We start from the raw sequence: 12268 nt of genomic DNA on the forward strand, positions 1-12268 counted from the left end.
CTCCACCTCTTATCCTACTTGAGGGGAGCGCCTACCGTCAAACAAAGAATCCATTTATTCATAGGGATTTGCAGCTGGTGCTTTTTCACCTGAAGCAAAGCGAAGAATTCCCTCATAAATTGAAGCGGCCATTTTCTGCTGATAGTCATCTGTCTCAAGTAATAATGCTTCTTCAGGGTTTGATAAAAAGCCTGCTTCAATAAGTGCGCCTGGAATCGTCGCTTGTTTTAATAAATAAACGTGATGGATTGGCTTGGCATAGCGATTCGTATTTTCAAGGTTCCGCTTCATTTCTTCTTGTATAAAAACAGCTAAATCTTCATTTTGCTTATTTTTTAAGTGGTAGAAGGTTTGAGCACCACGCCATTTAGGAGATGGAATGGCATTCATATGCACGGAAATAAAAAAATCTGCGTCGCTTTCATTCACCATTTCTACTCGCTTTTTTAAATCTTCGGTTTTCCGGTGTTTAATCTTTTTTGTTCCTTCATTTGCTAAATCCACATCTTCTTCACGTGTCATTAATACGAGGGCACCAGCTTCTTGTAAATAATCACGTAGCTTTATTGACACTTCAAGGGTGACTTCTTTCTCTAAGACACCTTCTTTAGAACTGGCGCCACCATCCATTCCCCCATGACCAGGGTCTAGCACGATCACTTTTCCAGATAGCGGCAAGTGCCACGTAGTCGAATCCTCTGTACCTGCGTCAAAACGCGCCCATAAAAGAATAATGGCCATCATCAATCCCGTTGTGATTAAAATGATCTGATATCGTTTCATCCCGTCTCCCCCTTGTCTCACTTTATATATACGTGGACAAGAAGAAGATATGAATGATTACACTAAACGCATTTTATGGGCCTTGTAAGATTCGTTAAATCCTTTTTCCCACCAAGAGCCAATAAGCATGTCTGTTGCTATAACAGTTGATTCCTCAATTCCTTTATTGCCCCATCCTGACAAGGTAGCAGCTAAATCGTGAGACAGATGCGCTAACACATCAAAACATCTCCCTTTCGACTGGTGCAGAGGCTCTCCTTTAAATCCGTATTTACCGTACTCAGTTCCAAGTAAAAACGCATCTATGACCACATCCATACATTGATCAATTAAGAAGGGATACGCCTGTAAATGAAAGGGCATAATTGGCTTGATCCATTCTTGTATATTTTTCTCCATTTTACGGATATCAATTTTACGCAACATCTTTCTTTCAAAGTCCCATTTCTTCTCCCGCCGTTTATCGGCTATTGAAACAACCTGACTCATGTTCCATTTCCCCTTTTTTCAACTAGTATGAGCTCGGGGAGCTGACCCATACATAAGTTAGCACAGCAATTCCTTCATGTATTGTTAATGATTTCTGCCCGTTCTTGCAATAAATAAAAACAAATTGTGCACACTAGAAAAGACTGTTATCGTTTCCCTATTATGACCCTTACAGGATGATCTGCTCGAACAATTCTTAATTCAGTGGGTGAAATCACATCCATAATGATTCTGCCATTTGCCGTTTCGACATTGATCACATCATCTCCTCTACGAAACCCATTATTGTAAAACCCTCTTGCTATAGAATGGGTTGTTTCTTTACGACTGACGATCCCTGATCCAACAATAATGGACGTATAGTTATTAATATCGTCGTTTAAACGAATGGTTTGACCGACTCCGCTAACATTTAGTAGCTCTGTTAAATACGTTTCACCGTCGACACGATTTCCATTATTTATAGCAATGTTCACCCTTCCGCTTGATCCCTTATCTATTCTGTTCTCAAATGTATTAATGTTGTGACTCGTGCTCGTCACTTGTATGCCGTTTGCATAATTCGTGGAATGACCTTTATTGGATACATCTAAACCAGATAGTTGACCACCTGAAACACCACTTAATCGTACGCCATTAAAACGACCATTGCCTGTTGTTGAAGCGTTTTTCACATCACAGTTCATAAAGCGAATCATGTCACTATCCGTAGCGCTTAAGCCGTCTTCTCCACTATTAATTGCTTTCACTTGTGTCACATCAATGCCTTTTCCTCTTACAATGCGTACAGCTGATCGCCCACAATTAAATATGCGCGATCCATGGACGATGGAGGTAGCAGCAGGATAGCTGGTTCCACCAATGCCTTTATCAACAAGACAAATACCGTGTTCTTTTATATCTTTTAGATAATTGGCACCAATGAAGTTGCCTTTACCCCCAATAACATAAATGCCATGTTGACCAGTGCCATCAATGTAATTTCCCTCAATATAGGCTCCTTCATAACTGTCTAGCCGAATACCGTGATCGTTCATGTTATAAAATGCACAGTTCGTTATGCGAATCGCGTTATACATAATTTGTTTCCCATCAACTACTCTAGATGCGTGACTACCTACGCCAATCGCAACGTTACGGAAAGTGCACCGATCGACAACACAGTCATAACTCGGTTTATTATCCGTCGCCCCGAAATGTGGAAAAGCAGAATTTGTCGACATATCAATCTGTAGTGCTTCATACACATTGCCACCTGTAATGGTCATATCTTTAAAGACACAATTGATGTAGCTTGATCGCCTAACAGCTGTCATATCGACAAAGTGATTATTGTACCCACCTGTAAACGTTACGTTCTCCATGTGAATGTTTTCCGCATGAGCCCACCCACAAGCAATAGGCCCATACCCTGTCGCACCAGAAGGGATTTCGCCTAAGTCAATGATCCCTCCTTGAAAATAGATGTTCCCATCACCACTATATCCAGAAATCCCTGTATTCCCATACTCCCCATTTAAAAAAACGCATCGATTGGCACGACCTCTCCAACGAATGACAGCACCATTTTCCATGACGACTGACGTATTTTCATACACCCTAATGGTTTCATCGATATGATATATTCCTCTCGGTACATAGATCTCTCGTTCTTCAGCAAACATTTTCTGAAATGCCTTTGTATCATTGGTTTGATTACCTATCGCTCCATAATCTTTCACTGTTACTGATTGTTTCATTTCGGCTCCCTCTTCTCATTTATTTAGTGTAATCACTTTTCAAAGAGAACATTAAGCGTGGAAATCAAACATACAAAAAGAAACGCCCAAACAAGGTTTGAGCGTTTCTTTTGGCGCTATTAGCGAGTGAGAACCGATGTATCATGTATAGTTTATGCTTTTTTACAGCTATGCAAAGGAACTACTTTCATTATCAGCATAGGTTGTTTACCGACCCTCTCTCAAGCCTACGATAGATTAAAGCAAGAAATAATGCTGGAATAGAAGCAAAAAGCATACCTAGAAAAGCCAAAAGGTTGAAACGGATTCAATCAAATGAAGCTTAACTCCAATTTTCACGAAGGCACACCGCCGTATGGGTTTACGACATGCATCCATTACCTCAAAACCAGTTAGATTAACGCCACTATGGTTCATTTCCACTACATATAAAACATTTTTGTCCTGTCCTCTGTCTTATAGATCATTTGGGCAAACACGCATTTTACGCTGTCTAATGAAATAAATGTTTACCCACAAAGTTGTAAGGGTATGTAAATTGCTTATATCTCTATCATTATTCGTTTCCCTATGAGACAATTGCTTTACAGCTTACATATTGGCTGTCAAAGGAGAGTGCCCCATGTACAGAGTAGTACGGTACGTTGACGGGATTGCTGAAACCTCAAAGGATTTACACTATAAGGACAAAACGTTTGCTAATTTAGCTTCTGCGAAAATAGAAGCTAAAAAGTTAAATTTAGATTTAATTCTTTTGGATAATGATGTTTGGAGAATAGAAGATCTATAAGTAGGCTTCTGCCTGCTTATTTTTTTATGCCCTCTATCTAAGCTGTAAGACCAAGAATGTAAAAAAGACCTGCTTTTAAGCAGACCTTTAAAAAACTGATATTACATTCACTATTCCTTCAACTAGAAACAGCAACACACAAAATCCAATTATCACAATCTGCCATCGGCTATTCTTTCGCTCTTCATATAACATGTCAACCGCTACAAAAGTTAACGTTATTCCAACTGAAAAATTAAACAGGATGTCTAGCCAAATGGATTCTGTAAAGAAACGCATAACCACTGCTGCTAGACCCAATAATGCAAATAACGGCCAGATCCTTCGCGCTACAATCTTCATTTCTCCCCCACCTCTTGCGAAAATCTTATCATATAAAAAGCGCATAAGGCTATTAAGCTCGTACACGCTTTTTTCAAGTTTGAAATTATCTAGGGTAAGAAAGATTATTTGATTCATATATACCTACAACCCTACCGTTTTTAGAGAATCTTGCCCAAAGTGGTCCTGCTGCTGGGCGAACATTAATCGTTTGTAGTCTTGCTTTCTTTACAGGCGTGCGGAAAGAAAAAGATCCACTTTCCGTAGAGGATACCGCATGCATTCCGCCGCCATAATTAGCATTAGCATTTGCTATATAGCTTAGAGTGCCACAGTTCCCTCTAGATTCAAGATAGAAGTCAACCGAAGTAGCTCTTGTTGAATAACTCATGTAATCAGTCCACGCTCTTACTTCACATGTACTACCTGCTTGAGGGAGTTTTTTCCAAGGGTGCATTGCAGCTTCGGCAATATCACTTTTAGCGAAACCCAAAGATAAAAATAATAATAAAGACAGAAATAATACTTTTTTCTTCATTTTCTTAACCTCCTAATAATTATGAAACACAAGATCAATAATAACATAATTCTCCATAAAAAAATTATGCTTTTTGATATTCTTTAAAAGGAGGTTGGTTTGCTATACGGTACGTGATAGTACAGGGCACTCTTCTGCTTATGTGTTTTTAATGACGGAACTAATCAGACCCGACAGGTGAGTAAGATTAACGTATTGGGTATTCTCTCATACTTGCATTATATAACGACATTAAGACTGACACCTGAAACTATACTATAAATCAATATCTTTTCGTTTTTTTGTCTCCATCTTTCCACTCAAAAAACACAACTAACAAATAAGATAATGTCGCTAACGGAATAGTAACCATTAATCCCATGGTGCCGAACACATAAGTCCAAAATAATGCATTTCCACCTTGTTTAGTAAGAACATATACTTCATAAATGTCAGCCGCTAAAAACACTACATACATAGGAACTATAGTAAATATTACAGTCCAAAACAAAACTTTTAATAGCCTTCTTAAAAAATTTTTCAAGTCACCTTACCTCACTTGTTAGAAAGATGCATTGAATCTCTAATTCCCGTGGATTGGTGCTACATTAAGCCCTTAATTGTCTCTGATATAAACAAAAAAGTTTGTACCTGATTCAAGAACATAGACAACTATTTCATGTGCTGAGGCCAAATCATATGTATTTAGAAATACTACCAGAGCAATTAGAAGTCGTTTGCTAAATAATCATAATTAATATTAGGTGATAACCCATAAAAGAATAGGATTCCAACAGAATGGTTTAAATTCGAAGAATCTTTACTAGAGTTAATACTAGAATTTAATCAGAAAAAGTATCTGCTTCAGCCAGCTTTTCATTTACAAGCCTCTTAATACTATTCTATCTAACAGTAACATTCATTGCTAAACCTTGGCTATCAATGTAAGGCAGAGCTCCATCTGCTTCAACACGGTTGTGGTAAAATCCCGCTCTGATTGGCGCTTCCTCTCCTTGAAATAAATTTCTTTTCTCTTTAAAATTAATCTAGGGGTGTAAATGTCAGTACTTTTACTAATAATTGCTTTACTATCAAGCATAATAATACTCAGCCCTTCCTTCATTAAGATGAGCAAAAGTAAGGCAAGTGCAATATTTATTGGAGCTAGTTTTTCTTTGTTCTGTTCAGGATTTTTTCTCTTTTATGGACTGCTTTAAAGGGTACGTTACATCATCCCATGAACAAACAATTCCGTTATTTTGACTTGAATCGTTCCCTGCTGTGTCAACCTTATCAAAGGGTTCTGTACCATCTATAATTTCATTGTGATTAATATAGGCTTCAAACTCAAAAAGCTCATGGTCCTTTATTTCACCTTCATTCCCTTTGACCGGGTAAACCAAGAAACATTGTAAAGATAAAACCGTACAGTCCTTTTTTTCGGATAGAAATCATGAATTAACACCCCTTTCCGAAATTTTTACGTACATTGTCTGTCACCTTCCTCTATTTATCACACCCGTGATCAGATGTCCTTTTATTATACAAAAATTACCAATTACTTATATACATAAATTATTTGACATGTCTCTGCAATCAACCCATTTTTTAATATTTATGAGTAGTTCGAAAAGCGGATCGGAGTAGTTATCAAAAAAAAGAAGTAGACATACGTCTACTTCTCAATGCTTTCTATTCTTTTTCATGATTTAATCGACGACGTAACGTTAATATCATAATGCAAAATATAACAAATACTGTAGTTGATCCTGCAACCACCATTTTTAATCCATTTCCATATGGCGGATCAAACAAGAAAGGTGTCGCTATAATTAGAACAGCTGCCGCTAAACTCATCCCTAAAATGGAAAAAGCTAAGACTTTATTCATTTAAACACCTCACAGGAAATTGAAGCAATTAACTACTGCAGTAACACCAGCACCACCAACAACCGCGAAACCACCAATACATGCTGCGCAAATTGGTGCCGTTACGGCAGTAGGTGCTACACAAGAACCACCGCAACCAACTGCGATAAGATATGAAGCCGCACTACCGACACCTAACACCGCTCCAATGCAAGCTGCTACTGCGCCTACACCCATTACTTCTACTTCAGATGGGTCTACAGTGTTTTCTGAAAGTAATTCTTCATCATCCATATAAGCAAGATCTGTATCGACAGACTTCAAAAGTGACCCGTCTAGATACGTTTCAACTTTGAAGTTACCCTCATCATTCTGACTCACTAACATCTCATTTGTCTGTAATACATTATTATGCTCATCGATGAATACCGTTACATTACTAATTATAGCATATTCACCCTGTACCGGTAATGTAACCACCGTAACACCACCACCAACTGTATACACAACTGATCCTTCAAGATCATAAGTCGATGCATCTGCAATGTTCTCGATTTCGCCTTCTTGTACTGCGTTAAGTGTCACATCAACAAATTCTTGAGCTGCACTCCCTGTAAGTACTTCCATCTCGTCGTTAGTCTGGGCCACAGCAGCATTTTGCGAGAACCCCATACTTACCATCGCGATTGCCAACAATATAGGCAAGAACGACTTTTTAACTTTCGACAACAGTGTTAAGGAGTCTTTACAACTTAGCGGACTAACGAAAGAATGGGAAAAAGAGAAGTTAGTAGTTAACCGATACAAGAAAGCTTGTTCTTTCGCTACAGAATGGTTGCAGGATGCCAACTGTATCATGAAAGAAGATGATGTATCAATATCAGGAGCTACAAGGCTTGCTTTTGATTTATGGTTAGAGGACGCTAAGGTGCTCACTAAACCAGTTTATTATCCTAGTAAATATATAGATTTTACAGATACAAACTGGTTGCGTTAGGTCTTCTTTTATCCAGCTGGTTGATGCTTTTTGGAAGCACCTTTCTTAACCAATGGACATTTAACGTTGACTGGTTACGCTTTAATGGTACACCAAAGGATGTAGTCAGCATCGTTTTCGCAACCATCTTTTCTTTATGCGCTGGATTTTTTTATATCTTCTAAATTATGTGTGATGTGTGATGCATACTGTTTCTTACGCACCTTTTTTTATAGAAGGAATACTAGCGAGCCTCTATCTGAATAAATAGATATCTATACTAATGTGACCGATGAAACAAAGGAGAAAACAGCAGAGATGTTCCAGAAGTACATGAATTTTTAGCTCGGGGTATTCAATGGGTATTCAATGGGTATTCAACTCTAAAATTGAACATGAAAAAACCCTCTCTGCTCCAGAAGGGCAAAGAGGGTAAACATTGATATAGCAAGTATATTAACGTTTTGAGAACTGAGGCGCACGACGTGCTGCTTTAAGACCGTATTTTTTACGTTCTTTCATACGTGCATCACGCGTTAAGAAGCCAGCAGCTTTTAACGATGGACGGTTATCAGGATCTACTTGAAGTAGCGCACGTGCTACGCCATGACGGATCGCACCAGCTTGACCTGTAAAGCCGCCTCCTTGTACATTTACATGGACATTGTATTGACCAGTAACACCTGTTTCAACAAGTGGTTGTTTTACGATAAGCTTTAATGTGTCAAGACCGAAATATTCGTCAAGTGAACGACCGTTTACAACGATTGTTCCGTCACCAGGAACGAGACGAACACGTGCTACAGAATGCTTACGACGACCTGTGCCGTAGTATTGTACTTGAGCCATAATCCATTACCTCCTAAAGATTAACCGCGAAGCTCGTACGCTTCTGGTTTTTGTGCTTGATGATTGTGTTCAGAACCTGCATATACGTGAAGCTTCATACCTTGCTTACGACCTAAAGTATTCTTTGGAAGCATTCCTTTGATCGCTAGCTCAAGCATACGCTCAGGCTTGTTTGCACGCATTTCGTGTGCAGCTGTTTGCTTTAATCCACCTGGGTGGTTTGTGTGACGATAGTAGATCTTATCTTGAAGCTTGTTACCCGTTAATTGGATTTTGCTTGCATTCAAGATGATCACGTGATCACCAGTGTCTACATGTGGTGTAAATGTTGGTTTGTGTTTTCCGCGTAGGATTGAAGCAACTTCTGAAGAAAGACGACCAAGCGTTTGACCTTCAGCGTCGACAACGTACCACTTACGCTCAACTTCGTTTGGCTTTGCCATATATGTTGTACGCATCATTAAACCTCCTAATAATAAAACATAGTGTTTTGTCTTGCTCTATTTGTGCTTGTGTTTTTTAAGCTGGCTGTTCAAGAAACACAAAGCGTAATATGTGATCTCATTCCGCAACCCGGGGCAGTGGGTCTTTAGAATTACCATCTAACATCATACAATAATTAAGCGATAAAGTCAATTTAATTTAAAAAAACTTATCCGGGTGTTTCCTCTTTTTAAAATGGATTATTTTCATAATCAACTTGCCATAAATACAACCCTTGTGCTGGTGCTGTTTTTCCTGCGAACGCTCGATCTTTGCTTGCCAAAATGGTCTCCATTTCCCTTGCGTCTCGCTTACCGGATCCAACTTCAATGAGGGTGCCAACGATAATACGCACCATATTGTAAAGAAATCCATTACCAGCAATCGTAAATTCTAATTCTCCACCATTTGGGTGAAGGGATACACTTGCTATCGTTCGAACTTTATCAACTATGGCTGTATTAGATGCACAAAATGCAGAAAAGTCGTGCGTACCAAGTAGATACTGAGCAGCCGTCTGCATAGCAGGCACGTCTAAAGGTTGTTTAATGTGCAAGGCATGATGACGGCGGAACACATTCGGCACCTCGCCATGATGGATATAATAGCGATATTCTTTACCCGTTGTGTGGAATCGCGCATGAAAATCCTCTGCCACTTCACTCACTTCTTCCACTACAACATCGTTTGGCAAATGAACATTTAATGCTTGTATCCAATTAGAAGGAGCCATTTGGAGGTGAGAATCAAAATGGATGACCTGCGCCTTCGCATGTACACCGGCATCCGTTCTTCCTGATGCCGTTACAGAGATATGCTCCCCCTTATGAATGTTCGTTAACGCTTGCTCAATAACAGCTTGCACGGTTCTTTTTTGAGGCTGCACTTGGTAGCCACTGTATTCTGTCCCGTCGTACGCAAGCTTACATGCATACCTTGCCATGATTTCTCTCCTTTTTTGCTTAAAGCGATAAAATGAGGCATGCCAGTACAATACTAAGAGAGAGCGCGAAGGTATCGTTCCTTTGCCACTGTTTCTTTTTCCAAGTTGTATAGGTGCCCCGACTTTGATAGCCTCTTGCTTCCATCGCTTCTCCTAACTCTTCCGCTCGTTTAAGCGCACGAATAAATAACGGTACGAATAATGGAATAAAAAGCTTTATACGATTTTTTAATGATTTTTTAAAACGACCATACCCTCTTGCTCGCTGTGCTTGTTGAATGAGTAATAGTTCATCCCGTAAGATTGGAATAAATCGTAATGCAATTGAAACCATTGTAGCCACGTCCCTAACTGGAAAACGCACTTTATTCAATGGACTTAATAAAGTTTCAATTGCTTGTGTAATATGATAAGAACTGGTTGTTGCTGTCATTATAATAGCGATAAGAAAAAGCATAATGGTGCGCCAGAAGACAATAAATGCCATGGTCATCCCTTCGTCATAAATCGTTATTGGCCCGATTGAAAACAATGGTTTTCCATCTTGAATCACGATAAGTTGAATAAGGGAAAAGACGAGTAAAAAGACAAAAACGGGCGCTAATGATTGCAGAACCGCTCTTATTGGCAAACGGCTACTTAACAGCAAAAGTAAAATAAGAATCGAACTTAAACTAAATGAGCCGATTGATGACACAGTGAAAAAGACGATCGCAAAGAGAAACGTACTAATCAGCTTTACTTTTGCATCTAGAGTATGAATAAATGAGTGGCCCTCAATGTAATCGCCAATGACGACAGATCTTCTAGCCATTATGCTCATTCTCCTTCTCTTTCAGCCACGATGACGTGATCCATCCTACAAGCTCTTCTGTATTCTTTAAAAAAGGCGGTTGATGTTGATGTTTCATAAGCGCTTTTGCAAAAGCCATCGTGTGAGGTAATGGTACATCTCCACTTTGAAGTACATCACATGTTTTACCTGCTCGAACAAGCAGACCTGCTTCAAGAGCAATACAATGATCACTATAAAGAGCGACATCATTCATGGAATGAGTGACCATCCAAACCGTCGCATGTTCTTGCTTTTTATAGCGTTGAAAGACCTTCATCATTCCTTCTTTTAATTGTGGATCAAGCCCTGCTGTCGGTTCATCAATTAGTAAGAGCTTCGGCTTCATCATGAGAATAGCAGCGATGGCCACTCTTCTCATTTGCCCCCCTGATAAGTGAAAGGGGGAACGTTGTAAAATCTCAGACTCTAGCTCTACTACTTTCATGATTTCTTCTATTCTTTGTTCAATTTGCTCTTTCTGCTTACCTGCCAACTTTAAACCAAAGGCAAGCTCTTCATAGACTGTTTCGGCAAATAGTTGATGTTCAGGGTATTGAAACACGTAGCCAATGTGATTGCGGATCAACTGATTCTGATCTTCATGTAGGGTGTGTCCATTGAGAAGCACAGCACCTGTAGTTGGTTTAAGTAACCCAGCGAGCAACTGAACAAGGGTAGATTTTCCTGAGCCCGTTTTTCCTATTACAGCGGTAAAACTACCGTCTGGTATGGAAAAGGAAACCTCTTGCAATGCCTTATAGGAGGTTGCTTGATTTGTCTCATATTGATAGCTTACATCTTTAAAGCAAACGTCCATAATGCCTCACATAACTCTTCATCCGACGTAATGATTGTTTCATTCACACCAATTCCCTGTTCCTTTAACATGGCGATGACTTCATAGCGGAAGGGCTTTACGCATCCCAGTTCTTGCATAACGTCCTCTTGATGCATTAATTGGGTGAATGACCCATCAAAAATAACTTCACCGTTTGCCAAACCAATAATACGATTGCACTTGGCCATTTCCTCTACGTCGTGAGTAATGGTTACAAGTGTTTTAGACTCTTGATGCATAGACTCTAATTGCTCTAGCACCTCATGTCGTCCTTCTGGATCAAGCATAGACGTTGCTTCGTCAAGTATAATAAGTTCGGGTTCAAGAACAAGTAAACCCGCTAACGCCACACGCTGCTTTTGACCACCAGAAAGCTCATTAATAGATCGCTTCCGTAAGTGATCAATCCCAAGCTTCTTTGCATAACGTTCCATTCGTTCTTCCATAAGAGACGGATTCACTGCAGCATTCTCTAAGCCAAAAGCAAGGTCATCTTCAACAATCGTTCGTACCATCTGGTTATCTGGGTTTTGAAACAAGAACCCGATGTTTTCTTTCTCTTGATGATAAGTAATGGAACCTGAAGTGGGTTTTACTAACCCTTTTATCAGCTTACCAAGAGTAGATTTCCCTGATCCACTTTTCCCAATAATGGCAATGTATTCTCCTTTCGAAATGGAGAAAGAAACATTTATTAGGACCGGTTCACTCTCTTTAAAATGATAGCTAGCGTTGTTTAGCTGCAGCATCGACTCATTTCCTTCCTAAAACAAAAAAGGGCATAGAGTGAAGAAAGCTCTTGCTTCCATAATCTCCTGCCCTTAATCGCCGCTTAC

The 12268-nt window shown here is 39.4% G+C and carries 16 protein-coding genes; 1 reads left to right on the forward strand and 15 read right to left on the reverse strand.

Translation table 11 applies throughout. The features are described 5' to 3' along the window. Window positions 1-54 precede the first annotated feature (54 nt). From cwlD to BK583_RS19995, 3 genes are all read right to left on the reverse strand, one after another. A complete protein-coding gene (gene cwlD, locus BK583_RS19985) occupies window positions 55-783 on the reverse strand; it encodes an N-acetylmuramoyl-L-alanine amidase CwlD (RefSeq protein ID WP_038475847.1) in 729 nt (242 codons plus the stop codon). A gap of 57 nt (window positions 784-840) precedes the next feature. Continuing rightward, complete coding sequence (locus BK583_RS19990) at window positions 841-1272, reverse strand: DUF2521 family protein (RefSeq protein ID WP_038475844.1); 432 nt, start codon at window positions 1270-1272, stop codon at window positions 841-843. 146 nt (window positions 1273-1418) lie between these two features. Next, entirely contained in the window at window positions 1419-3011 is a 1593-nt protein-coding gene (locus tag BK583_RS19995; protein WP_055736648.1) for a right-handed parallel beta-helix repeat-containing protein, read from the reverse strand. Between the two features lie 622 nt (window positions 3012-3633). Here BK583_RS19995 and BK583_RS20990 point away from each other — a divergent pair. Beyond that, entirely contained in the window at window positions 3634-3801 is a 168-nt protein-coding gene (locus BK583_RS20990) for a hypothetical protein (RefSeq protein ID WP_160319298.1), read from the forward strand. A gap of 87 nt (window positions 3802-3888) precedes the next feature. On the opposite strand, the gene BK583_RS20000 is transcribed toward BK583_RS20990, so the two are convergent. The 12 genes from BK583_RS20000 to BK583_RS20055 form a co-directional block, all read right to left on the reverse strand. Then, entirely contained in the window at window positions 3889-4143 is a 255-nt protein-coding gene (locus BK583_RS20000) for a hypothetical protein (RefSeq protein WP_095149330.1), read from the reverse strand. 85 nt (window positions 4144-4228) lie between these two features. Beyond that, complete coding sequence (yqgA, locus tag BK583_RS20005; protein WP_055736646.1) at window positions 4229-4660, reverse strand: cell wall-binding protein YqgA; 432 nt, start codon at window positions 4658-4660, stop codon at window positions 4229-4231. Between the two features lie 262 nt (window positions 4661-4922). Further along, window positions 4923-5183, reverse strand: a complete 261-nt coding sequence (locus BK583_RS20010; protein ID WP_055736645.1) for a hypothetical protein — start codon at window positions 5181-5183, stop codon at window positions 4923-4925. 640 nt (window positions 5184-5823) lie between these two features. Beyond that, window positions 5824-6042 (reverse strand): hypothetical protein, encoded by a 219-nt coding sequence (locus BK583_RS21470; RefSeq protein ID WP_055736644.1) that lies wholly within the window; start codon window positions 6040-6042, stop codon window positions 5824-5826. Window positions 6043-6331: 289 nt separating this feature from the next. Beyond that, window positions 6332-6529: a hypothetical protein gene (locus tag BK583_RS20020; RefSeq protein WP_055736643.1), complete on the reverse strand. Its 198-nt coding sequence runs from the start codon at window positions 6527-6529 to the stop codon at window positions 6332-6334. Between the two features lie 9 nt (window positions 6530-6538). Beyond that, window positions 6539-7444: a hypothetical protein gene (locus BK583_RS20025; RefSeq protein WP_139366223.1), complete on the reverse strand. Its 906-nt coding sequence runs from the start codon at window positions 7442-7444 to the stop codon at window positions 6539-6541. Window positions 7445-7940: 496 nt separating this feature from the next. Continuing rightward, complete coding sequence (rpsI, locus tag BK583_RS20030; RefSeq protein WP_035395695.1) at window positions 7941-8333, reverse strand: 30S ribosomal protein S9; 393 nt, start codon at window positions 8331-8333, stop codon at window positions 7941-7943. A 20-nt stretch (window positions 8334-8353) separates the two neighbouring features. Further along, a complete protein-coding gene (gene rplM / locus BK583_RS20035) occupies window positions 8354-8791 on the reverse strand; it encodes a 50S ribosomal protein L13 (RefSeq protein WP_035395693.1) in 438 nt (145 codons plus the stop codon). 215 nt (window positions 8792-9006) lie between these two features. Continuing rightward, entirely contained in the window at window positions 9007-9759 is a 753-nt protein-coding gene (gene truA / locus BK583_RS20040) for a tRNA pseudouridine(38-40) synthase TruA (RefSeq protein ID WP_055736641.1), read from the reverse strand. Window positions 9760-9778: 19 nt separating this feature from the next. Next, entirely contained in the window at window positions 9779-10573 is a 795-nt protein-coding gene (locus BK583_RS20045) for an energy-coupling factor transporter transmembrane component T family protein (RefSeq protein WP_055736640.1), read from the reverse strand. Further along, window positions 10566-11411, reverse strand: a complete 846-nt coding sequence (locus BK583_RS20050; RefSeq protein WP_055736639.1) for an ATP-binding cassette domain-containing protein — start codon at window positions 11409-11411, stop codon at window positions 10566-10568. Before BK583_RS20050 ends, BK583_RS20045 begins: the two co-directional genes overlap by 8 nt. Next, window positions 11387-12181: an ATP-binding cassette domain-containing protein gene (locus BK583_RS20055; protein WP_038475823.1), complete on the reverse strand. Its 795-nt coding sequence runs from the start codon at window positions 12179-12181 to the stop codon at window positions 11387-11389. The genes BK583_RS20050 and BK583_RS20055 overlap by 25 nt, the downstream gene beginning before the upstream one ends. Between the last annotated feature and the right edge of the window lie 87 nt (window positions 12182-12268).

Origin of the sequence: Shouchella oshimensis (genome assembly GCF_002019765.1) — a bacterium.
In the GTDB taxonomy this organism is placed as follows: Bacteria; Bacillota; Bacilli; order Bacillales; family Bacillaceae_D; genus Shouchella; species Shouchella oshimensis.